Annotated in this window: 22 protein-coding genes; 10 read left to right on the top strand and 12 right to left on the bottom strand. The window is 62.1% G+C overall.

Annotated elements, in window-relative coordinates; all coding sequences use genetic code 11:
* The 3 genes from DBR00_RS07695 to DBR00_RS07685 all read left to right on the top strand — a co-directional run bounded on the left by DBR00_RS07695 (position 1) and on the right by DBR00_RS07685 (position 3,662).
* The gene (locus DBR00_RS07695) at positions 1 to 1,161 is read left to right on the top strand and encodes an FAD-binding oxidoreductase (protein ID WP_108485857.1); all 1,161 of its coding nucleotides are present in this window, start codon (positions 1 to 3) and stop codon (positions 1,159 to 1,161) included.
* A gap of 173 nt (positions 1,162 to 1,334) precedes the next feature.
* Positions 1,335 to 3,170 (top strand): sulfatase-like hydrolase/transferase, encoded by a 1,836-nt coding sequence (locus tag DBR00_RS07690; RefSeq protein ID WP_108485856.1) that lies wholly within the window; start codon positions 1,335 to 1,337, stop codon positions 3,168 to 3,170.
* 69 nt (positions 3,171 to 3,239) lie between these two features.
* A complete protein-coding gene (locus tag DBR00_RS07685; RefSeq protein ID WP_108485855.1) occupies positions 3,240 to 3,662 on the top strand; it encodes a group II truncated hemoglobin in 423 nt (140 codons plus the stop codon).
* 7 nt (positions 3,663 to 3,669) lie between these two features.
* On the opposite strand, the gene moaE is transcribed toward DBR00_RS07685, so the two are convergent.
* From moaE to DBR00_RS07665, 4 genes are all read right to left on the bottom strand, one after another.
* Entirely contained in the window at positions 3,670 to 4,128 is a 459-nt protein-coding gene (gene moaE / locus DBR00_RS07680) for a molybdopterin synthase catalytic subunit MoaE (protein WP_108485854.1), read from the bottom strand.
* 46 nt (positions 4,129 to 4,174) lie between these two features.
* The gene (locus DBR00_RS07675; RefSeq protein WP_108485853.1) at positions 4,175 to 4,417 is read right to left on the bottom strand and encodes a MoaD/ThiS family protein; all 243 of its coding nucleotides are present in this window, start codon (positions 4,415 to 4,417) and stop codon (positions 4,175 to 4,177) included.
* Positions 4,414 to 4,902: a cyclic pyranopterin monophosphate synthase MoaC gene (gene moaC / locus DBR00_RS07670; RefSeq protein ID WP_108485852.1), complete on the bottom strand. Its 489-nt coding sequence runs from the start codon at positions 4,900 to 4,902 to the stop codon at positions 4,414 to 4,416. The genes DBR00_RS07675 and moaC overlap by 4 nt, the downstream gene beginning before the upstream one ends.
* Positions 4,903 to 5,047: 145 nt before the next feature.
* A complete protein-coding gene (locus DBR00_RS07665; RefSeq protein ID WP_108485851.1) occupies positions 5,048 to 6,439 on the bottom strand; it encodes a PhoH family protein in 1,392 nt (463 codons plus the stop codon).
* Positions 6,440 to 6,991: 552 nt separating this feature from the next.
* On the opposite strand from DBR00_RS07665, the gene yaaA reads away from it, so the two are divergent.
* From yaaA to DBR00_RS07645, 4 genes are read left to right on the top strand one after another with little or no spacing between them, the layout of a single operon-like run.
* Positions 6,992 to 7,774: a peroxide stress protein YaaA gene (yaaA, locus tag DBR00_RS07660; RefSeq protein ID WP_108485850.1), complete on the top strand. Its 783-nt coding sequence runs from the start codon at positions 6,992 to 6,994 to the stop codon at positions 7,772 to 7,774.
* A gap of 15 nt (positions 7,775 to 7,789) precedes the next feature.
* Positions 7,790 to 8,254, top strand: coding sequence for a multidrug transporter (locus tag DBR00_RS07655; RefSeq protein ID WP_108485849.1), 465 nt, complete (start codon positions 7,790 to 7,792; stop codon positions 8,252 to 8,254).
* Positions 8,255 to 8,287: 33 nt separating this feature from the next.
* Positions 8,288 to 9,118 (top strand): SDR family oxidoreductase, encoded by an 831-nt coding sequence (locus tag DBR00_RS07650; RefSeq protein ID WP_108485848.1) that lies wholly within the window; start codon positions 8,288 to 8,290, stop codon positions 9,116 to 9,118.
* A gap of 10 nt (positions 9,119 to 9,128) precedes the next feature.
* Positions 9,129 to 9,506 (top strand): hypothetical protein, encoded by a 378-nt coding sequence (locus DBR00_RS07645; RefSeq protein ID WP_256582949.1) that lies wholly within the window; start codon positions 9,129 to 9,131, stop codon positions 9,504 to 9,506.
* A gap of 205 nt (positions 9,507 to 9,711) precedes the next feature.
* Here the strand turns inward: DBR00_RS07645 and DBR00_RS07640 are convergent, their stop codons facing one another.
* Positions 9,712 to 11,709, bottom strand: a complete 1,998-nt coding sequence (locus DBR00_RS07640) for a U32 family peptidase (protein WP_108485847.1) — start codon at positions 11,707 to 11,709, stop codon at positions 9,712 to 9,714.
* Positions 11,710 to 11,861: 152 nt separating this feature from the next.
* On the opposite strand from DBR00_RS07640, the gene DBR00_RS07635 reads away from it, so the two are divergent.
* Positions 11,862 to 14,231 (top strand): DNA polymerase II, encoded by a 2,370-nt coding sequence (locus DBR00_RS07635; protein ID WP_108485846.1) that lies wholly within the window; start codon positions 11,862 to 11,864, stop codon positions 14,229 to 14,231.
* Positions 14,232 to 14,279: 48 nt separating this feature from the next.
* Positions 14,280 to 15,440, top strand: a complete 1,161-nt coding sequence (locus DBR00_RS07630) for an AAA family ATPase (RefSeq protein WP_108485845.1) — start codon at positions 14,280 to 14,282, stop codon at positions 15,438 to 15,440.
* A 278-nt stretch (positions 15,441 to 15,718) separates the two neighbouring features.
* On the opposite strand, the gene DBR00_RS07625 is transcribed toward DBR00_RS07630, so the two are convergent.
* The 7 genes from DBR00_RS07625 to DBR00_RS07595 all read right to left on the bottom strand — a co-directional run bounded on the left by DBR00_RS07625 (position 15,719) and on the right by DBR00_RS07595 (position 21,556).
* The gene (locus tag DBR00_RS07625) at positions 15,719 to 16,618 is read right to left on the bottom strand and encodes a DMT family transporter (protein ID WP_108485844.1); all 900 of its coding nucleotides are present in this window, start codon (positions 16,616 to 16,618) and stop codon (positions 15,719 to 15,721) included.
* Positions 16,619 to 16,840: 222 nt separating this feature from the next.
* Entirely contained in the window at positions 16,841 to 18,067 is a 1,227-nt protein-coding gene (gene arsJ, locus DBR00_RS07620) for an organoarsenical effux MFS transporter ArsJ (RefSeq protein ID WP_108485843.1), read from the bottom strand.
* A 104-nt stretch (positions 18,068 to 18,171) separates the two neighbouring features.
* Positions 18,172 to 19,176 (bottom strand): ArsJ-associated glyceraldehyde-3-phosphate dehydrogenase, encoded by a 1,005-nt coding sequence (locus DBR00_RS07615; RefSeq protein WP_108485842.1) that lies wholly within the window; start codon positions 19,174 to 19,176, stop codon positions 18,172 to 18,174.
* Between the two features lie 24 nt (positions 19,177 to 19,200).
* Positions 19,201 to 19,527 carry a YnfA family protein gene (locus DBR00_RS07610; RefSeq protein WP_108485866.1) on the bottom strand — a complete coding sequence of 109 codons (327 nt, stop codon included), beginning with the start codon at positions 19,525 to 19,527 and terminating at the stop codon, positions 19,201 to 19,203.
* A gap of 7 nt (positions 19,528 to 19,534) precedes the next feature.
* Positions 19,535 to 20,029: a tyrosine-protein phosphatase gene (locus DBR00_RS07605; protein WP_108485841.1), complete on the bottom strand. Its 495-nt coding sequence runs from the start codon at positions 20,027 to 20,029 to the stop codon at positions 19,535 to 19,537.
* An 18-nt stretch (positions 20,030 to 20,047) separates the two neighbouring features.
* The gene (arsH, locus tag DBR00_RS07600; RefSeq protein WP_108485840.1) at positions 20,048 to 20,758 is read right to left on the bottom strand and encodes an arsenical resistance protein ArsH; all 711 of its coding nucleotides are present in this window, start codon (positions 20,756 to 20,758) and stop codon (positions 20,048 to 20,050) included.
* 24 nt (positions 20,759 to 20,782) lie between these two features.
* Positions 20,783 to 21,556 carry a metalloregulator ArsR/SmtB family transcription factor gene (locus DBR00_RS07595; protein ID WP_108485839.1) on the bottom strand — a complete coding sequence of 258 codons (774 nt, stop codon included), beginning with the start codon at positions 21,554 to 21,556 and terminating at the stop codon, positions 20,783 to 20,785.
* Positions 21,557 to 21,706: 150 nt separating this feature from the next.
* Between DBR00_RS07595 and arsB the strand changes: the two genes are divergently transcribed.
* Positions 21,707 to 22,777, top strand: a complete 1,071-nt coding sequence (gene arsB, locus DBR00_RS07590) for an ACR3 family arsenite efflux transporter (protein ID WP_108485838.1) — start codon at positions 21,707 to 21,709, stop codon at positions 22,775 to 22,777.
* Positions 22,778 to 22,959: the final 182 nt, after the last annotated feature.

Genomic DNA, 22,959 nt, shown 5'->3' with positions numbered 1-22,959 from the left:
ATGTTGCCCCCTGCCCACACGCCCATTCCCGACACTCAACCGGCTGATTTTCTGATCATTGGCGCGGGCATTGCCGGCGCGTCCACCGGCTACTTTCTCGCCCCGCACGGCAAAACGCTGGTGCTGGAGCGTGAAGCGCAGGCTGGTTATCACGCCACCGGGCGTTCGGCGGCGTTGTTCACCGTGGCCTACGGCACGCCGCAAGTGCGCGCGCTGACAGCGGCCAGCCGGGCCTTCTTTGACGCACCGCCGCCCGGTTTTGCCGCGCACCCGCTGCTCACCCCGCGCGGTGAATTGGTGGTGGACGTGCACGGCGACCCGGACGAGCTGCAACGGCAGTTGGACAGCGGCATCGGTCATGTACCGGAGATGCGCCTGCTCAGTGCTGATGAAGCCTGCGCCCGCGTGCCGGTGCTGCGCCGCGCGTGCGTGCAGGGCGCGTTGTTCGACCCCAGCGCCGCCGACATCGACACCGACGCCCTGCATCAGGGCTACCTGCGCGGTATTCGTCAGCACGGCGGGACGATACACACCCACTGCGAGGTGCTGAGCATTCAGCACGACGGCGAATGGTGGCAGGTGACGTGCAACGCCGGGCAGTACCGCGCCAAGGTGCTGATCAACGCCGCCGGGGCCTGGTGCGACCAGATCGCCTCACTGGCGGGCGTGGCCCCCATCGGGCTGGTGCCCAAGCGCCGCACGGCCTTTACCTTCGCCGCCGAAGCAGGTGTGGACTGCCAACACTGGCCTTTTGTGGTCAGCCTGGATGAGTCGTTTTACTTCAAGCCCGATGCAGGCCAACTGCTCGGCTCGCCCGCCAACGCCGACTCCGTCGCGCCGCATGATGTGCAGCCGGAAGAACTGGACATTGCCCTGGGCATTCACCAGATCGAAACGTACACCCACCTGAAGATTCGCCGCCCCAGTCACACTTGGGCTGGCCTGCGCAGTTTTGTCGCCGACGGCGATCTGGTCGGCGGCTTTGATCCGCAGGTGGCGAACTTCTTCTGGGTCGCCGCCCAAGGCGGTTATGGCATTCAAACCTCCGCCGCCATGGGCATGGCCTGCGCCGCCCTGGTGCGCGGCGAACCCTTGCCCGACTCACTGCGCCAGCATGGCTTGACTGAAGCCATGCTGGCGCCCGCACGCTTGCGCCAGTAATCCCACGCGGCGCTATCTGACCTTATGACTTAAGCCCCCCCGAGGGGACTCCGCGACGCTCTGCCCCGCTGCAACGTAAGCGCGACATTTAATGCGCAGTTAAGCCAAGGCTGTTTTCCTTGGCCGACGCCTGACTGCGCCATTCCTCCTGTCGCCCTTTGCAAGGATTGTCCATGCCACTCGCCGCACCGCGTCGCCCCTATGCCGCCTATTGGCTTCTGACCTGGCTGGCAGCCGCCCTGAACCTGGGACATTTCTTTGATCTGGCCGCGCCGTCATGGCTGTTGCTCTATCAACTGCTGCTGATTGGCAGCTATGCCTTGCTGTTTATCGCCCCCGCTTGGGCCATCACGCGCCTGCTGCTGCGTGTTTCAGGCAAAGCAGCCGCAGTGCTGGCAATCGTACTGGCAGGCGCGGTGCAACTGGCGCTGTATGGCGACCACCTGCTCTGGCAGCTCTATGGCTTCCACCTCAACGGTTTCGTCTGGAACATCATCACCACGCCCGGCGGGATTGCGGCGCTGGGCTCCTCGGCCTCCACCGAGCGCGAAGTGGCGCTGCTCGCGGCCGGCATCTTTGCCCTGCAGGCGCTGCTGCTGGCCGCCGCCCACGGCCTGGCACGCCTGGGCCTGCCGTTGCCACGGCTGGCCTGGGTGTTGCCACTGTTTATTGTGGTCACCCTGGGTGAACGGGTCAGCTACGGCGTCAGTCATTTCTATGGGTACAGCCCGCTGCTGGAGAGCGCCCAACGGGTGCCCTTTTACCAGCCACTGACCATGCGCCGCGTGTTGGAGCAGCAGTTTGGTCTGCAACGCCCACAACGCATGGAAGTCGCCAGCGCCGAACTGAAAGGCCAGTTGCGCTATCCCCAGGCACCGCTGCGCATCGAACCACCGGCCAAGCCGCTGAATATCGTCTGGCTGGTGGCCGAGTCCTGGCGCGCCGACAGCCTCAATCCTGAAGTGATGCCGCAGACGCACGCCTTCGCCAAGCGCGCTCAGCATTTCGTTAGCCACTACTCCGGCGGCAACGGTACACGCATCGGCATGTTCAGCCAGTTCTACAGCCTGCCAGCGAACCTCTGGTTTCCGGTGCTTGATGCCCGCGTCGGCAGCCCGCTGATCGATGTGCTGCAGCAGCAGAATTACCAGATCAAGCTGTTCACCAGCGCCCGCTTCAGCTACCCGGAATTCGACAAGACCCTGTTCGTCAATGTGCCGCGCGAGCAGATGATCGAAGATGACCAGGGCGAGACGTGGCAGCGTGATCGGCGCAATGTGGACCGACTGCTGAAGTTCGTCGATCAGCGCGACCCCAACACGCCGTTTATGACCTTCCTGTTCTTCGAGTCACCGCACGCCAACTACAACTTCCCGCAGGAGTCGGTGATCAAACCGGACTACCTACCGGATTTCAGCTACGCCAGCATGAACCTGCAACGAGACATTGGCGGCATCTACAACCGCTACCTGAACGCGGTGCACCACCTGGACAGCCAGTTGGCGCGCATCACCGAGCACCTGGAGAAGAACGGTCTGCTCGACAATACCCTGGTGGTGATCACCGGTGATCATGGCGAAGAATTCATGGAACAAGGCCGCTGGGGGCATAACTCGACCTTTGTCGACGAACAGGTACGGGTGCCGCTGGTACTCTGGGTGCCTGGCCACGCGGCTCAGCAGGAAAGCCTGCGCACCAGCCACAGCGACCTGCTGCCCACTCTGCTGCCGCTGCTAGGCGTGAAAAACCCAAAACAGGATTACTCAATCGGCCGCAGCCTGTTCGATGCCAAACCCGACCGACTTCTACTGGCCGGCGACTGGGACCGCCTGGCCTTCCTCGGTGACCAGCACAAAGTGGTGCTGCCGTTTACCAGTGGCAGCTTTACCGCCCTGCAAACCAGCAAGGCCGACGACAGCCTGCTGCCAGACAGCAGCCAGGTACTGCAGAACACGCTGCCGCTGATCCAGGGCGAAATTCGCAGCCTGCGCCGCTTTCTTGCCCACTGATCATCCAGGCCGAGGCGGCCCTGATCCCGTGCACCGTTATACTGCGGGCTTTAATCAGGAGCACGAGTGATGCAGCAGGCAGCGGTGTACGGTGTGGGCGATGCGTCCTATCAGGCAGCGGGCGGCATCGAAGGCTTACGGCGCCTGGTGACAGACTTCTACCGTTTGATGGATGAACGTCCCGAAGCCCACGCACTGCGTCAGTTGCACGGCGAAAGCATGACGCTGGCAAGCGACAAGCTGGCCTGTTTTCTCAGTGGCTGGCTTGGCGGGCCGAGGTTGTTCAGTGAGCGCTATGGCTCCATCGCCATCCCGGCCTTCCACGCCCAGTGGCCGATCAGCGAGCAACTGAGCCAGAGCTGGCTCGACTGCATGGCCCAGGCCATCGCGCTACAACCCTACGCCCCGGAATTTGCCGAGTACCTGCTGGCCCAATTGCGTGTGCCGGCCCAGCGGATTGTGCAGGCCAGCCGCAATCGGCACGCCAGTTAGCACCTGTTCAGCCAGACTGATTCCAGCGCTCGGCAGCCGCCTGATCGGAACAGCGCCCCTCGACCCAACGCGGGCCTTCGGCGGTGTCTTCCTTCTTCCAGAACGGTGCGCGGGTTTTCAGGTAGTCCATGACGAAGTTGCAGGCATCGAACGCCGCCTGACGGTGAGCGCTGCTGGTGCCAACAAACACAATCGGCTCGCCCGGCTCCAGACGGCCAATGCGGTGGATCACCTCAATGCCCAGCAGTGGCCAGCGCTGCGCAGCTTCCTCGGCAATCTTGCCCAGGGCTTTTTCGGTCATGCCAGGGAAGTGCTCGAGAAACATACCGCCGACTTCGCGCCCCTCATTGAAGTCGCGCACATAACCAACAAAACTCACCACCGCGCCAATACCCAGATTGGCCGCATGCAACGCGTTGAGCTCATTGCCCGGATCGAAGGGGTGCGACTGGACGCGAATGCTCATGCAGAGGTTCTCTGTGGGAGGGGCTTTAGCCGCGACGAAAAACGGCTCAACCGCCGGTTACGGTAGGAAAGAATGCCACTTCATCGCCGGCTGTCAGCGGCTCATCCAGGCTGCACAGTTCCTGATTGCGCGCGCACATCAGGTTCTGCTCGGCCAGTACGTCCCAGACGCCGCCGCGCGCCAGCAGGTGTTGGCGCAGTTGATCAAGGCTGGCGAACTCAGCGTTCAGCTGTTCGCCATCCAAACCCAGAGCCTCACGATAACGAGCGAAATACTGCACGCGGATCATGCGTCTTCTCCCGCCACAGGCTCTGCCTTGAAGGTGCCACTCTTGCCACCGACCTTTTCCAGCAGGCGCACGCGTTCGATCACCATGCCGCGATCCACGGCTTTGCACATGTCGTAGAGGGTCAGCGCGGCAACGCTGGCGGCGGTCAGGGCTTCCATTTCCACGCCGGTTTGCCCGGCTAGCTTGCAACGCGCGGTGATGTGTACGGCATCCGCCCCCTCAGGCATCAGCTCAACCTTGACGCTGGTGAGCATCAGCGGGTGGCACAGCGGGATCAGGTCACTGGTTTTTTTCGCCGCCTGAATGCCGGCAATCCGTGCCACGGCGAACACATCACCCTTGGGGTGATCGCCCTGGGCAATCATCTGCAGGGTTTCCGGGCGCATGCGCACCCAGGCTTCAGCGACCGCTTCACGGACGGTTTGAGCTTTATCGCTGACGTCGACCATGTTGGCGCGGCCTTGGGAATCGAGATGGGTTAACACGGACAGGCTCCAGGCAAGTGTCCGGCGATTGTAAACCCAGGGGTCAGGTTTCGGCACCTGTGAATGCCAGGGGATTCAGACGTGAGGCTACGGCGGCACCCGGCCCAGCAGGCATAACGGCCTGCTGGGCGAGCGCGAGTGAGGGTTACATGTGGGTTTCGGCGTACTCGGCAAGGATCGAGCGCGGCACACCCTGCAGGGTGATGTGCACGCCATGCTCAAAGTCTTTGAAGCGCTCCGTCAGGTAGGTCAGGCCCGAGCTGGGCGCCGACAGGTAAGGGGTATCGATCTGCGCCAGGTTGCCCAGGCACACCACTTTGGAACCGCTGCCCGCACGGGTGATGATGGTTTTCATCTGGTGCGGGGTAAGGTTCTGGCATTCGTCGATCAGGATCAGGCTCTGCTGGAAGCTGCGACCACGGATGTAGTTGAGCGATTTGAACTGCAGCGGGACCTTTTGCAGGATGTAGTCGACGCTGCCGTGGGTGTTCTCGTCGTCCATGTGCAGGGCTTCGAGGTTGTCGGTGATCGCGCCAAGCCAGGGCTCCATCTTCTCGGCTTCGGTGCCGGGCAGAAAACCGATTTCCTGATCCAGCCCCTGCACGCTGCGGGTGGCGATAATCCGGCGGTAACGCTTGCTGACCATGGTCTGTTCGATGGCCGCTGCCAAGGCCAGGATGGTTTTTCCGGAACCGGCTGCGCCGGACAGGTTGACCAGGTGAATGTCCGGATCCAGCAGGGCAAACAGCGCGAGTGACTGATAGATGTCCCGCGGGCGCAGACCCCAGGCTTCCTGGTGCATCAAAGGCTCCTGATGCAGATCGAGAATCATCAGCTCGCCGTGCTTGATGCCCTTGATCCAGCCGACAAAGCCCTGCTCGTCGATGATGAACTCGTTGACGTGCACCGCCGGCAGGTTGTCGGTGAGCTGTACACGGTGCCAGGTACGGCCGTGGTCCTGACGGGTTTCCACCTTGCTCACGCGGTCCCAGAAGGAGCCTTCCATATTGTGGTAACCCTGCGACAGCAGCGACACGTCATCGACCAACTGGTCGGTGTGGTAGTCCTCGGAGTCGATGCCACAGGCGCGCGCCTTAAGGCGCATGTTGATGTCTTTGGTCACCAGCACCACGTTGAGACCGGGGCGACGGGACTTCAGCTCGACCAGCTGGTTGATGATCTTGTTGTCGTTAAGGTCTTCCGGCAGCCAGGTGACCGGGGTAGCGCTCTTGCTCATGAGAATCGACAGAAAACCGCACGGGCCGCTCTTCTCACGCTGGATGGCAACACCGTGCTCCACTTCCTCCGGGTTGGCGCTGCCGAGAATCTTGTCGATCAGGCGGATGGCCTGGCGGCACTCGGCGGCCACGCCCTGTTTGCCGGTTTTAAGCTTGTCCAGTTCCTCCAGTACAGTCATCGGAATAGCAACATGGTGCTCCTGAAAATTCAGCAGCGCGTTGGGGTCGTGGATCAGCACATTGGTGTCGAGGGCGTACAGGGTTGGGGCGGTGGGCTTGGAGCGTCCGTGGTCATCCATACTCGGTCACCTTCTTGTAGTAGCCAAGCGGCGCAGGGGCGAATGCGCCGCGGAGGGGCCACCGACTCCTCAGTGCCGGAGCTGAGAAGGCTGCAAAAAGGTGAGGGCCAATGGCCGCCACCTGTCTGCAGGGTTCGGCGGTCTTGCCTTTTAGATACTCCAAAAAAGATGACAGAAAAATGTTTTTTTCGGCATTTACCGGTTTATTTATCGGTGCGACAAATAGCGCTTGGCGGCCTGCCCGGCCACCGTTAAAGTCGGAAGTCCTACCGGCTTTCGGGCCGTCCTGTTTTTTCCTTCCGAAACACCTACACCCTCGTGCCCGGCCCTACACGCCCCATTCAGTACTGGATGGCGCGTCTCTGCAACGGTGTTCCACATGCTTATAGCCCCCGTTCACCGTACCGGCAGCACAGTGACTGCAGCGTTGCGCCAACGCGGTGCAGGCATGCGCAATAACAAGGTCCGAATCGACCGGGCTAATTGCCCTAATAGGTAGTCTCAGCCGCCGCCAGCTTCTAGAATCGCCGCAGACTTTCAGGAGCACAGCCTATGTTGATGGTGATTTCCCCGGCCAAAACCCTTGATTACGAAACACCGCCGGCCACGCCACGCTTTACCCAACCGGAACACTTGGAACACGCTCAAGTGCTGATCGATCAGTTGCGTGATTTCAGCCCGGCGCAAATTGCCGAACTGATGCACCTGTCGGACAAACTCGCCGGCCTCAACGCCGCGCGCTTTGGCAGCTGGCAGTCCGCCTTCACCCCTGACAATGCCAAGCAGGCCTTGCTGGCATTCAAAGGCGATGTGTACACCGGCCTGAACGCCGAGGACTTCAGCGAAGCCGATTTCGACTTTGCCCAGCAGCACCTGCGCATGCTCTCCGGCCTGTATGGCCTGCTGCGCCCGCTCGACTTGATGCAGCCCTACCGCCTGGAAATGGGCACCAAGCTGGCCAACGTGCGCGGCAACAACCTCTATGACTTCTGGGGCGAGCGCATCAGTGGCTGGCTGAATGAGGCGCTGGCGGCTCAAGGCGACGAGGTGCTGCTCAACCTGGCGTCCAACGAATACTTCAGCGCAGTAAAACGCAAGCCGCTGAATGCACGGATCATCGACACCGAATTCAAGGACCTGAAAAACGGCCAGTACAAGATCATCAGCTTCTACGCGAAGAAAGCGCGCGGTCTGATGGCCCGTTACGTGATCAAAGAGCGCCTGACTGACCCAGCCGGCCTCAAGGATTTCAACTACCAGGGCTATCGCTATTCGGCGGAACACTCCAAGGCTGATAGTCTGGTGTTCCTGCGTGACAACCCTGACCACCCTTAGCCCGAGGCCTGAGTGATGCTGTTTGGCGCAATCCTGGTACTGAGCTGGCTGATCCTGTTGATCCGCTACCCGAGCAAGGCACTGCCAATCTCACTCGGCGCGCTGATCGGCCTGGGCCTGGTCGCCAGCTGGGTGCTCTGGCAGGAAAGCCGCGAGAATCGCCACCTGGCTCACCTCGAATTACGCCTCGACTACGCTCCCGCGCGCTGCCCGGCAGATCGTCCGCTGGCCCTCAACCTGAAGAACGGCAGCGAAGCCGCGCTGCTTGAGCTGCACTGGCAGATCGCCGCCTACCGCCCTGGCGACAGCGTCAACCTGGCTGAGCGCCTGTATGAAACCCCGCGCTACAGCGGCCCCGGCGAATTACTGCCCGACGCCGACTGGCAAACCTGCCTGCCCTTGCCAGCCCTGCGCAGCGGGTATCGTGCCAGCACCCTGGAGTTTCGCGCCGAGCGCCTGCAGGGCAGCTTTAGCCGTTGAGCGGCGCCCCACTCAAACAATAAGGAAACCTGCATGACCCAGCCCAGCGTACTGATCACCGGATGTTCCAGCGGCATCGGCCGCGCCTTGGCCGAGGTGTTCCAGCAAGCCGGTTATCAGGTCTGGGCCACGGCGCGCAAACCCGAGGATGTCGCCGCATTAAGCGATGCCGGTTTTCACGCTGTGCAGCTGGACGTCAACGATGGCCTGGCGCTGGGCCAATTGGCTGAGCGCCTGAAAGCCGAAATCGGCGGCCTTGATGTGCTGATCAACAATGCTGGCTACGGCGCCATGGGCCCGCTGCTCGATGGCGGTGTTGAGGCCATGCGCAAGCAGTTTGAAACCAACGTGTTCTCGCTGATCGGCGTGACGCGCGCACTGTTCCCGCTGTTGCGGCAGAACAAGGGGCTGGTGGTGAATATCGGCAGCGTCTCCGGCGTACTGGTCACCCCGTTTGCTGGGGCTTACTGCGCCTCCAAGGCCGCCGTGCACGCGCTGACCGACGCCCTGCGCATGGAGTTGGCACCCTTCGCCATCGAGGTGATGGAAGTGCAGCCCGGCGCGATCGCCTCCAGCTTCGGTGCCCAGGCCAGCCAGCAAGCCGAGCAACTGATCGACGAAACCTCGCCCTGGTGGCCGATCCGCGACGGCATCCGCGCCCGCGCCAACGCCTCGCAAGACAACCCCACCCCCGCCAGCCACTTCGCCCGCAACCTGCTCGCCGCCGTGCAAAACCAGCCGCGACCGTTGTTGCTGCGCCTCGGCAACGGCAGCCGCGCCCTGCCCTTGCTGGCCGCTGTGCTGCCCAAGGGCCTGTTGCAACGGGTGTTGAAAAAGCGCTTCGGCCTCAATCGCAGCCTGTAGGAGCCTGCCGATGAACGCACCGCACGTCGCGCCTGCACCCATGACCCGCCTGGCCCTGGGCGGTGTGATCGCGGTGATCATGCTGAACCTGCTGCTGCGCACCTTCGTCAAACTCGGCGGCCCGCTGACCACGCTGCTGATCGCCAGCGCCGTGGCCGGCGGCATGGCCCTGTGGTTTTACCTGCACCAGCAACGCCGCCCCACCCCGCGTGAACGCCGCCACCTGCTCTTTTACTACGGCGGCATCCTGGCCCTGCTCTATCTGGGTTTACTGGCCATGATGTGGCTCAAAGATGAACCCGGCCCGATGGGCTTGCTGCTCTTTGGCCTGCATTACTTCTGCTATCCGCTGATGGCGTGGCTGGTGTTGGCCAAGGGCAAAGAATAAAAGAATAAGCGCACGGCACAGCCCATCAGCTGAACACCCTGATGGAAAACGCTGCACAATTTTCCGCCCCGCGCTGGACATGGGTAGGGTGGACAACGCGAAGCCTGTCCACCAGCAATAGCACCGGATTACAGCCGGGCTATCTGAAGAGCATCGTCGGAGTGCCGAACCACAGCAAGCTGGCTCCTAAAGGTTGGCATCAACCCTAGCGCTTAATGGTCTTGAGCAAATCATCCGGGGTGATATAGCCCACCGCGCCGCCCTTGCTCGCGGCACTGCCCGGCTGTGGCTGATGCAGAATATGACCCTTCATCTTGCCGATGATGTGCATCTCGCACGGCTTGCAGTCGAACTTCAGGGTCAGCACTTCGTCCTGATGGATCAGCTGCATGTCCGAGACTTTGGTGCGTACGCCGGTCACGCCTTTGGCCTGTTTCGGACAGAGGTTGAAGGAGAAACGCAGGCAATGCTTGGTGATCATCACCGGCACATCGCCTGCCTCTTCATGGGCCTCGTAGGCGGCGTCGATCAGCTGCACGCCGTAACGCTTGTAGAAGGTGCGCGCCTTGTCGTTGTAGACGTTGGCGAGGAAGGTCAGGTGCGACTCCGGGTAGACCGGTGGCGGCACGCTCACCGGTTTGCGCCCGCCACGCGGATGAGCGGCGACGCGGGCTTGGGTCAGCGCCTCAATCGCTTCACGGCGCAGGGCCTTGAGTTGCGAGCCTGGGACAAATGGCACGGCCTCACAGTCAATCTGCGCGCCAGTGCTGTAGTAGATGGTGGTGCCCAGCTTGCTCAAACCATCGGCCAATTGCTCGCGGGCTTGCTCGGCATCCTTGGCGGCGGCGAACGGCCCGTTCAGGCTCACGCGGGCGCTGATACCTTCTTCACTGGTGACGCTCACATTCAACTGATCACCCTGCACCGCCAACTGCCAGCTGACCGCAATGCGCCGCTCGGATGAGGTTTTGAGCAGAGCCTGCTGCCAGTTGTGGTCGAGGTTGCGGTTGAGCGGATGCTGCGGGCGGACGCGGTGCATGGCCTCGGGCATCTCATTAGGCTCGACGCGGTAGCGGTAGCGTTTCTCGCCGTCCTCGTCGAACTCGCCTTTCAGCTCGCAGATGTTGCTGCGAAAGCCCACCACTTCGCGTTTGATCAGCACGTTGAGGCCATCGCCGTTGGACAGCGGCGTGTCGGTGACGGCAATCAGGTCGCGCTTGTTCACCTTCTCGATATACCCCACCGCCAAGCCGGTAAAGGTCGGCGAATCGAATGCGCCGATGTCCACCTTGCGGTCGGTGACGAAATAATCGGTGCTGCCGCGGTGGAAGGTCTTGTCGGTGTCCGGGGTGAAGAAGTGCTCAGTGCGGCCGCTGGACGCACGGGCCAGGTGCGGGCGCTGTTCGAGAATCGCATCCAGCTCCCGGCGGTAATGCGCGGTGATGTTCTTCACGTAGCTCATGTCTTTGTAGCGCCCTTCGATCTTGAACGAGCGCACGCCGGCATCGACCAGATGGATCAGGTTGTCGGTCTGGTTGTTGTCCTTCATCGACAGCAGGTGCTTATCAAAGGCCACCACGCGGCCCTGATCGTCTTTCAGGGTGTATGGCAGGCGGCAGGCTTGCGAGCAGTCACCCCGGTTGGCGCTACGACCGGTCTGCGCGTGGGAGATGTTGCACTGCCCGGAGAACGCCACACACAGCGCGCCGTGGATAAAGAACTCCACCGCCGAATCGACGCTGCGGCAGATATTGCCGATCTCTTCCAGGTTCAACTCGCGGGCCAGCACCAGCTGGGAGAAACCGGCGTTGTCGAGGAAGCGGGCTTTTTCCAGGGTGCGGATGTCGCACTGGGTGCTGGCGTGGATCTCGATGGGCGGCAGGTCCATTTCCATCACGCCCATGTCCTGCACGATCAGCGCATCGATGCCCGCCTCGTAGAGCTGCCAGATCATCTGCCGTGCTGGTTCCAACTCATCCTCATGCAGAATGGTGTTGAGGGTGACGAACACCCGCGCATGGAACAGGTGGGCAAACTGCACCAGCTCGGCAATGTCCGCCACGCTGTTGCTGGCGTTGTGCCGCGCACCGAAGCCGGGGCCGCCGATGTACACGGCATCGGCGCCGTGCAGGATGGCTTCCTTGGCAATCGCGGTATCGCGCGCGGGGCTCAGCAGTTCGAGGTGGTGCTTGGGCAGGGACATGGTTTCGCTATCGGGCAGTCAATCAGGCCGAGCATTTTACTCGGAATAGCTGATTTGTCTGTGCCCGCTTGGCAGCCGCACAACAACTGTATAGGCATACAGATAAAAGCCTGCGTAGAATTGCCTCTCAACACAGACCCGAGAGCAACGCGGTGGACTTACAACAGGGCTTTCTGCTGACCCGACACTGGCGTGATACGCCGGCCGGCACGCAGGTGGAGTTCTGGTTGGCCACCGACAACGGTCCGCGCCTGCTGCGTCTGCCGCTGCAAACCTCGGTGGCCTTTATCCCCGCTGCGCAACGCGAGCAGGCGCAAGCGCTGCTGGCCAACGGGCGCGGCGTTGAGCTGCGCCCGCTGAGCCTCAAGGACTTTCACCAGCGCCCGGTGCTCGGCCTGTATTGCCAGCAGCACCGCACCTTGATGGACCTCGACAAACAGCTGCGCCGCGCCGGTCTGGATGTCTACGAAGCCGATATACGCCCGCCCGAGCGCTACCTGATGGAGCGTTTTATCACCGCCCCCGTGCAGTTCACCGGCTCGCCCGATGCGACCAATCCCGCTCTGCTGCTCGAGGCGCAGATCAAGCCCTGTGAGGATTACCGCCCGACGCTCAAGTTGGCCTCGCTGGACATCGAAACCAATGCCTTTGGTGAGCTGTACTCCATCGCCATTGACGGCTGCGGCCAGCGCAACGTGTACATGCTCGGCCGCACGCCGGAACAACCGCCGCAGGTGGATTTTCAGCTGCACTACTGCGCCAGCCGTGGCGAGCTGCTCGAATGCCTGAACCAGTGGATGGCCGCGCATGACCCGGACGCGATCATCGGCTGGAACCTGGTGCAATTCGACCTGCGTGTGCTGCACGAACACGCGCGCAACCTGGCCATCCCCCTGCGCTTGGGCCGCGATGGCAGCGAGATGCAATGGCGCGAGCATGGCAGCGGCAACGGCCACTTCTTTGCCGACGCCGCCGGTCGCTTGATCATCGACGGCATCGAGGCGCTGCGTTCGGCGACCTGGAGCTTCCCCTCGTTCAGCCTGGAAAACGTCGCGCAAAGCCTGCTCGGTGAGGGCAAGGATATTGCCACGCCCTACCAGCGCATGGACGAAATCGACCGTATGTTCCGCGAGGACAAACCCGCTCTGGCACGCTACAACCTGCGCGACTGCGAGCTGGTCACGCGCATCTTCGGCAAAACCGCAATCCTCGACTTCCTGCTGGAGCGCGCCACGGTCACCGGCCTGCCGGCTGATCGCAGCGGCGGCTCGGTGGCGGCCTTCGAACACCTGTACATGCCGCTGATGCACCGCCGTGGTTTTGTTGCACCGAACCTGGGGGACAACCCGCCGCAAGCCAGCCCCGGCGGCTTTGTCATGGAGTCGCAGCCCGGGCTGTATGAGTCGGTGTTGGTGCTCGATTACAAGAGCCTGTACCCGTCGATTATCCGCAGCTTTCTGATTGACCCGGTGGGGCTGATCGAAGGCCTGCGCCAGCCGGACAACGCCCATTCGGTGCCGGGTTTTCGCGGCGCGCGCTTCTCGCGCAGCGAGCATTGCCTGCCGGTGATTGTCGAGCGCATATGGCAGGGCCGTGAGGCGGCCAAACGCGAGCGCAACGCACCGCTGTCGCAGGCGCTGAAGATCATCATGAACGCCTTCTACGGCGTGCTCGGCTCCAGCGGCTGCCGCTTTTTCGATACGCGCCTGGCCTCCTCCATCACCCTGCGCGGCCACGAGATCATGGCCCGCACCCGCGCGCTGATCGAGGCCGAGGGTTATGCGGTGATCTACGGCGACACCGACTCCACCTTCGTCTGGCTCAAGCGCCCGCATGCTGAAGACGACGCCGCACAGATCGGCCGCGCACTGGTGGCCAAGGTCAACGCCTGGTGGCGCGATCACTTGCATGATGAGTACGGCCTGGAAAGCGCCTTGGAACTGCAGTTCGAAACCCATTACCGGCGTTTTCTGATGCCGACCATTCGCGGCACCGAGGAAGGCAGCAAGAAGCGCTACGCCGGCCTGATCACCCAGCCTGACGGTGGCCACAAGATGGTCTACAAAGGCCTGGAAACCGTGCGCAGCGACTGGTCACCGCTGGCCCAGCAGTTTCAGCGCGAGCTGTATGAGCGCATCTTTCTCGGCCAACCCTATCAGGATTATGTGCGTGACTACGTCGAGCGCACCCTGAGCGGCAAGCTGGATGAGCAACTGGTCTACCGCAAACGCCTGCGCCGCCTGCTCACCGATTACGAACGCAACGTACCGCCCCATGTGCGCGCCGCGCGCTTGGCCGACGAGTACAACGCCGCGCACGGCCGCCCGCTGCAATACCAACGCGGCGGCTGGATCAGCTACGTGCTCACCACCGCCGGCCCGCAACCGCTGGAAGCGCGCAACGCCGCCATCGACTACGACCACTACCTGACCCGCCAACTGCAACCCGTGGCCGACGCCATACTGCCGTTTGTCGAAGATGATTTTGCAACCTTGATCGGCGGACAACTAGGCTTGTTCTAGGCAAGCCGCGCCGCTAAAAACCCTTCATTAGCTGTCAGGACGACACCCATGCTGCACACCCTTGCCGTCGCTAACTACCGCTCAATCAACGCCCTGGTGCTCCCATTAGGCCGGCTCAATCTGGTGACCGGGGCCAATGGCAGCGGCAAATCCAACCTCTATCGCGCCTTGCGCCTGCTGGCGGAAACCGCCCAGGGCGGCGTGGTCAATGCACTGGCTCGCGAAGGCGGGCTGGACTCCACCTTCTGGGCCGGGCCGGAAACCATTAGCCGACGCATGCTCAGCGGCGAGGTACCGGTGCAGGGCGGCCCGCGCAAGGAGGTCCGACGGTTGCGCCTGGGCTTTGCCGGCGATGATTTCAGCTATGCCATTTCCCTCGGGCTGCCAGAGCCAAGCCTGTCCGCCTTCGCGTTGGATCCCGAGATCAAACGTGAATGCATCTGGGCTGGGGCAAGCTATCGCCCTGCCTCATTGCTGGTGGATCGCGCCGGGCCGATGGTGCGTATACGCGAAGGGCGCAACTGGCAGGTGATGGCCCAGCACCTGCCGAGCTTCGACAGCCTGTTCGATCAGATCGGCAATGATCCCGCCTGCCCGGAAGTGTTCAGGCTGCGCGAACATATCCGCCGCTGGCGCTTCTATGATCACTTTCGCAGCGATGCCGAAGCACCCGCGCGCCTGCCGCAACTGGGCACTCGCACACCAGTGCTGCATCACGACGGCCGTGACCTGGCGGCAGCATTGCAGACCATTCGTGAAATCGGCGATCCCGCTGCGCTGGATGCAGCCATCAGTGACGCCTTCCCTGGCACACGTCTGTGTATTGATATGCAGGCCAGCGGACGCTTCGCCGTAGCACTGCAACAGGAAGGCTTATTGCGACCGTTGTCGGCCAGCGAACTGTCGGATGGCACCCTGCGCTATCTGCTCCTGGTCGCCGCCCTGCTCACGCCACGGCCGCCATCGCTAATGGTACTGAACGAACCGGAAACCAGCCTGCACCCCGACTTGCTGCCCGCCCTCGGCCGGCTGATTATCGCCGCCTCGCAGCACACTCAAGTCTGGGTGGTGTCCCACGCCAGCCGCCTGATTGCCACCCTGGAGCAACACCCCGAGTGCAACGCCATCGTGCTGGAAAAGCAGCTGGGGCAAACCGTTATCCGGGGCCAGGGCATGCTCGATGAACCGGCCTGGAAGTGGCCGAGTTAACCCTTGGCTGCCAGGGCCGTTCGTAGGGTGGATGACGTTTCACCCATCCACCCACTGCGATCCCAAGGTGGATGATAAAAGCGTCATCCACCCTACATGCTTTACCCGGCGGGCGATGCCATCCTGCCGTTTTCTAAACATGATTTCGCCACCTTGATCGGCGGGCAGTGGGGGTTGTTTTGAACGCTTTGTGGGAAGGGCTTTAGCCGCGACAGCTTTATCGCCTGAGTCGCGGCTAAAGCTCCTCCCACATCAATCCCCAGCCTCTCGAACGCACCCTATGCCTCGCGTGTCACCAACAGAGGCGCAGCCTTGGGTTTACGAAACACCAGCACGTTACCCAACATCACCAGCAGCAAACCGAACAGCGCCGGTGCCGTCCATTGGTAGCCCTCGGCAAACACCGAGATATTCAGCGCCACCACCGGGAACAGTACGGTGCAGTAGGCCGCGCGTTCCGGGCCCATACGCCCGACCAGGGTCAGGTAGGCGGTAAAGCCGATCACCGAACCGGGAATCGCCAGGTACAGCAGGGTGCCGACATAGCGAGTGTTCCACTCGAAGCCGAACGGCGTGCCCGTGACCAGGCAGATAGCCACCAACATCAGCGCGCCATACAGCATGCCCCAGGCATTGGTGGTCAGTGGCTTAAGACCAGCCTTCTGCTGCAGGCTGGAGAGCATATTACCGGCAGAGAAAAACAGCGTACCGAGCAGTGCCAGGCCGATGCCGAGTAGGGTTTCATGGCTGGCTTCCTGCCCGGCCAGTTCCGGCCAGAACAACAACGCCAACCCGCCGAGGCCCAGTGCGCCACCGGCCAGCACATTGGCGGCGATCTGCTGTTTGAAGAACAGCCGCGCGTTGATCGCATTCCACAGCGTGGCGGTGGAGAAAATCACCGCCACCAGACCGCTGGGGATCCACTGGCTGGCGGTGTAGAAGCACATAAAGTTCAGGCAGAACAGACACAAGCCCTGCACCAGGCAAATCAGTTGGCCGCGCCTGTCGAGCGTCTGCAAACGGCCGCTGAGCAGCAGGATGACGAACAGCACCAGCGAGGCCAGGGCAAAGCGATAGGCGATGGAGGCGGCAATTGCCACCTCGCCCAATTGCAGTTTGAGGGCGATCCAGGTGGTGCCCCAGATCAGTACGGTGAGCAGATAAAGCGACAGATTCATCAACAGACTCCCTTGGAATATTCAGGAGTCTGCGCCTGATCGCCCCGACTGTTCTTGCACAAACTTGCGCTTATTGTTGCCCTCATAAAGCCGCTACGCGACGTGGAAAATATCGATACTCACTGAGTGCTATGGCCGGGGTAGGTTGGCGTTGATCGCAGCGAAGCCCAACAAAGATTGCCACGCGCCGTTGGGCTTCTGCGCTGCGCGACTCAACCCAACCTACCTGCCGGCAATCCCTTGATTGCCTGGCAAACCGATGGAAATCAGCGCCGCCAGCAGCACAAACGCCGAAGAAATCCACAGACAGGCCTCAAGGCCATAAGCCTGATAGACCCAGCCCGAGAGCAACGTGCCGAGCAGCCGGCCGGCGGCGTTGGACATGTAATAGAAGCCGACATCCAGCGACACGCCGTCTGCCTTGGCGTAGCTGACAATCAGGTAGCTGTGCAGCGAGGAGTTCACCGCAAACACGGCACCGAACACCAGCAAGCCGCCGATCAGCACCCATTGCACGGGCCAAGCACTGCCCATACCCAGGGAAATCAGTGCCGGCACACCAGCCAGCACGGCGGCCCAGGCAAACGCCGCGCGGCCATCCGGCAACTGGCCGCTGGCCTTGCCGGTAATGGATGGGGCAAACGCCTGCACCATGCCGTAGCCAATCACCCAGGTCGCCAGAAAACCGCCGACCATCCAGAAATCCCAGCCCAAGACACTGGACAAGTACACCGGCAGCGCCACGACAAACCACACATCGCGCGCACCGAACAGAAACAGCCGCGCCGCCGAAAGCAGGTTGATCACCCGGCTTTTGGACAGCATGTCGCGGAACTTTGGTTTGGCCTTGGCCTTACCCAACTCTTTTTTCAGCAGCACCACGCTGGCCAGCCAGATCAGCGCCAGCACAGCGGCCATGGCCAATACCGCGCCAGTGAAACCGAGCAGCGCCAGCAGCGCACCGCCCATAAAGAAGCCCACGCCCTTGAGCGCATTCTTCGAGCCGGTCAGGATCGCCACCCACTTGTACAAGGTGCCCTGCTGGCTGTCCGGCACCAGCAGCTTGATCGAGCTTTTCGCGCTCATCTTGTTCAGGTCTTTGGCGATACCGGACAACGCCTGCGCGCCCATCACCCAGGGAATCGTCAGCCAGGCCGCCGGCACGGTGAGCATCAGCAAGGCCGCCACCTGCAGGCCTAGGCCGATATTCATGGTGCGATTCAAGCCCAACCGCGCGCCCAGGTAGCCGCCGACCAGATTGGTGACCACACCGAAAATCTCGTAGAACAAAAACAGCGCCGCAATCTGCAGCGGCGTGTAACCGAGGCTGTGGAAATGCAGCACCACCAACATGCGCAGCGCGCCGTCGGTAAGGGTAAAGGCCCAGTAGTTACCGGTTACCAATAGGTATTGGCGCACGTCGGGGGCCAGGCGGGATAGAGCGTGCATAACGAATCCTATGTAGACCGTGGGACGGGCTGGGCGGCATTCCGTTTTAGCCGCGACATGCCTCAACTGCTGGCGCGACTAAAGCCCCTCTCAAAAGAGCCTGGCTAATCTGCCAAACCGACCATCCGCGCCAACTCCACCGCGCGGTTGGCGTAGCCCCATTCGTTGTCGTACCAGGCGTAGAGCTTCACCTGGGTGCCGTTGATCACCAGGGTCGACAGCGCATCAATGATCGACGAGCGCGGGTCGGTGCGGTAGTCGATGGACACCAGTGGCCGTTCCTCATAACCCAGAATCCCGGCCAGCGGCCCAGCAGCGGCGGCCTTGAGCAGCGCGTTGACCTCCTCCACCGTGGTGGCGCGTTCCACTTCAAACACACAGTCAGTCAGCGAGGCGTTGGCCAGCGGTACGCGCACCGCATGGCCGTTCAGCTTGCCGCGCAGTTCGGGGAATATCTCGGCAATCGCCGTCGCCGAGCCGGTGCTGGTGGGGATCAGGCTCATACCCGAAGCCCGCGCACGGCGCAGGTCTTTATGCGGCTGGTCGAGGATGCTCTGGGTGTTGGTCAGGTCGTGAATGGTGGTGATCGAGCCATGGCGGATGCCGAGGTTTTCGTGGATCACCTTGACCACCGGGGCCAGGCAGTTGGTGGTGCAGGACGCCGCCGTAACGATGCGGTGCTGCGCCGGGTCGAACAGTTGCTGGTTAACGCCCATCACGATATTCAGCGCGCCCGGCTCTTTGACCGGCGCGCAGACCACCACGCGCTTCACGCCTTGATCCAGATAGCCCTGCAGCACGGCGACAGTCTTCATCTTGCCGCTGGCCTCGATCACCAGGTCGCAGCCGCTCCAGTCGGTATCGCTGATGGCTTTGTTGGCCGTGACCTGAACGCGCTTGCCGTCGATCACCACCGCGTCGCCGTCGCTACCGGCCTCGTGCTGCCAGCGGCCATGCACCGAGTCAAAGTTGATCAGGTGCGCGTGGGTCGCGGCATCGCCGGCCGGGTCGTTGATCTGCACAAACTCCAGTTCCGGCCAGCCCCAGGCTGCACGCAGCGCCAGACGACCGATACGACCAAAACCGTTGATACCTACCTTGATAGCCATACACAAACTCCCTCTAGAACGTGATTAGGCGCTACGCGGCGCAAACATAATGATCGCCATGCCAAGCATGGCCACAGCGGCGCCCAGCAGGTCCCAATGGGTCGGGCGAATACCGTCCACCAGCCATAGCCAGATAATCGCCATCGCCACATACACCCCGCCATAAGCGGCATACACCCGCCCGGCGGCAGTTGGATGCAGAGTCAGCAGCCAGGCAAACAGCGCCAGCGAGGCAGCAGCCGGCAACAGCAACCAGATGCTCTTACCCTGCTTGAGCCACAGGTACGGCAGGTAGCAGCCGATGATCTCGGCCAGGGCCGTGAGGGCGAACAGCCCGATGGTGTTTAGCATGCTCATCTCAGTTGCCGAACTGGGCGATCCAGCCCGCATGGGCCGGATGCTGAATGGCTTTCGGCCGCAGTGCCTGCACCAGGCTGATGGCCTCGCTGCGCTCAATACCCAATTCGATCAGGATGCGCGCGGCAATCAATCCGGTACGCCCGGAGCCGCCTTTGCAGTGAATGGCGATGGCCTTGTCGGCGGCCAGCAGCTCAGCAATCTGCACCATGGCCGCCGGCCAGGCGGCGTCGAAATCCGCCTGCGGCACCTGCTCATCGGCAACCGGCAGATGCAGCCAGAGCAAACCTTGCGCGGCGCACAGCGCGGGCAAATCGCTGGCGGCGTTTTGCGCCAGTTCGGCGTAGGGCATCAGGGTCAGCACCGCATCGGCACCCGCCTGTTTCAGGGTGCTCAGGGCGCTGTCGATGCTGCTGTCCTTGGTGCCTGGGCAAGGCGTAAAGATCAACCGGCCGGGACGATTAGCAATGCTGAGAATATCGAAGGGATGGGACATGCTGATTGATCCTGAAAATTAAATGGAAGCCTGATTGACCCGTTTGGACAGCTGCTCGGCCGACTCCTTACGCTCTGAGTAGCGGTCCACCAGGTAGTCCGTTTGGCCGCGCAGCAGCAGGGTGAACTTGACCAGCTCCTCCATCACGTCGACCACGCGGTCGTAATAGGCCGAAGGCTTCATCCGCCCGGCGTCGTCAAATTCGAGGAAGGCTTTAGCCACCGAAGACTGGTTGGGAATGGTGAACATACGCATCCAACGCCCCAACACGCGCATCTGGTTCAGCGCATTGAAGGATTGCGAACCGCCGCTGACCTGCATCAGCGCCAGGGTCTTACCCTGGGTCGGGCGCACCGCGCCCATGCTCAGGGGAATCCAGTCGATCTGCGATTTGAACACCCCGGTCATCGCGCCATGGCGCTCCGGCGAGCACCAGACCATGCCCTCGCTCCACAGCACCAGCTCGCGCAGTTCCTGCACCTTGGGGTGATCCTCGGGAACGTCGTCCGGCAGCGGCAGACCGCTGGGATTGAATATCCGCGTTTCGGCACCGAACTGCTGCAGCAGGCGCGCGGCTTCCTCGGTCAGCAGACGGCTGTAGGAACGGGCCCGGTTGGAACCGTACAACAGCAGAATGCGCGGTTTGTGCAACGGGGCCGGCTTGGCCAGTTGCTCCTGGCTGGGCGGATTGAGCAGTTCAGGGTTGATATTCGGCAACTCAAAGCTCATGGCCTTTCTCCAGAAAACGGGGGCTCAGCCGCACAGTGAGGCGCGATCAGGACGGTCACGCATGCTGTGCAGACGCAAACGATCTTCGGCCAGTTGTGGGTCGTCAGCCTGGAGCACCTGCGCCAGAATCTTGCCAACCCAGGCAGGCAGTTGCGGGTGCAGGCGGTAATAGACCCACTGCCCGGCGCGGCGGTCCTGCAACAGGCCGCTGCTGCGCAGCTGGGCTAAATGGCGGGAGATCTTCGGCTGGTTTTCCTCAAGAGCGGCGGTCAGCTCACAGACGCACAGCTCGCCCTCCTGGGCGATCAGCTGAGTCATGCGTGCGCGGGTGTCATCGGCCAGGCACTTAAACAAGGTCACCGGGGCGAGCATCTGCGTAGGCTGGCTGACTTTGCTTTTGACCAGTACGAACATCTTGATGCGCTCGTGGATCTGCTGCAGGCAACGCATGTAGGCATTCTGCTGCTGGCTACTGGCCGGGTCCTCGAAGTCCCAGGCGATGTATTCGCCGGCCCCTGGCAAGGTGCTGCACTCGAAGGCGGACTTGTCACACAGGGTGATCACGTAATCGAACTGCTGGCCATCGAAGCTCTCCAGCGCCTTGCTGTGCAGGCCTTCCGTGCTGACGCCCAACTGCTCCAGGGCCTGACGCGCACGTGGGTCGACGTCACCAGGCAGGGTGTCTGCGCTGAAAACCTCATAGCCTTCTGGGTCGGTATGGCGTAGCAGCGCTTCGGCCATTTGCGAGCGGGCAGCGTTGGCTACGCAGAGGAACAACACACGAATCTTTGGGCTCATGGCGATGGGTGTCAGGCGAATACGGTTTGGCGAATATATTGATATCCATATATCTTGTAAACCGTATATTTAACCAACCCCAAGCAGACCCAGATCAACACTGGCCGCAGCGGGACTGGCTAGACTCGCCCCTCACCTAAGGAATCCAGCATGGCCAATGCCCTAGAATCCTCCGCTCCTCAAACCCGCTCGCCGCTCGGTCTGTTCGAGCGCTACCTGACGCTTTGGGTCTTCCTCTGCATCATCGGCGGCACCTTGCTCGGCTTGTATGCGCCCGTAGCGGCGCAGGCGGTGGGCGCACTTGACGTCGCGCAGGTGAATATCCCGGTGGGCCTGCTGATCTGGGTGATGATCATCCCGATGCTGATGAAGATCGACTTCAGCGCCATTGGTGAGGTCTACCAGCAGCGCGCCGGTTTGGGCGTAACCCTGAGCATCAACTGGTTAATCAAACCCTTCACCATGGCCTTTCTGGCCTGGCTGTTTCTGCGCCATGTATTCGCAGACTGGCTGCCGGCCGAGCAGATCGACAGCTACGTGGCCGGGCTGATTCTGCTCGGCGCCGCGCCCTGCACCGCCATGGTGTTCGTGTGGAGCAATCTGTGTAAAGGCAATGCCAACTTCACCCTGACTCAGGTGGCGATCAACGATCTGGTGATGGTGTTCGCTTTCGCCCCTATCGTTGCTTTGCTGCTCGGCGTGTCGTCGATCCCGGTGCCATGGGACACCCTGCTGCTGTCGGTGGTGATGTACATCGTCATCCCCCTGGCGATAGCCCAATTGATCCGTGCGCGCCTGCTGCGCCGGGGTGATGCAGCGCTGCAAGCGGTGCTGGCGCGTATCGGCCCGTTCTCCATCCTCGCCCTGCTCGCCACCTTGGTGCTGCTGTTCTCCTTCCAGGGCCAGACCATAGTCGCGCAGCCGTTGATCATCGCCATGCTGGCGGTGCCGATTCTGCTGCAAACCCTGTTTATCGCCGCGCTGGGTTACTGGATGTGCCGGCAACTCAAGGTGCGTCACGACATCGCCGGGCCGGCGGCAATGATCGGCGCGTCGAACTTTTTCGAACTGGCGGTGGCAGTGGCCATCGTGTTGTACGGCTTCAACTCCGGCGCGGCGCTGGCCACGGTGGTCGGTGTGCTGATCGAGGTGCCGGTCATGCTCTGGCTGGTGCGCATGGTCAATAACAGCAAGGGCTGGTACGAGCGCGCGCAGGGCTGACTGCTCGATCCCAACGGTTAATAGCCATTCACTCGCAACCAAAAGATAACCATACAACGCGATCAATGTGGCGAGTCGACAGCCTATGCCAGGCGGGCTAGCGTCAATAGACGGGTGTCGCTGACGCAGGCGCACCCGCCACACTGCCTAAGCCACCCGGCACTGCCGGCATCTGTAACCTG

Origin of the sequence: Pseudomonas sp. HMWF032 (assembly GCF_003060885.1) — a bacterium.
GTDB lineage: Bacteria > Pseudomonadota > Gammaproteobacteria > Pseudomonadales > Pseudomonadaceae > Aquipseudomonas.
The sequence above is the reverse complement of the archived record's forward strand: the minus strand, read 5'-3'. Positions and strand labels throughout refer to the sequence as shown.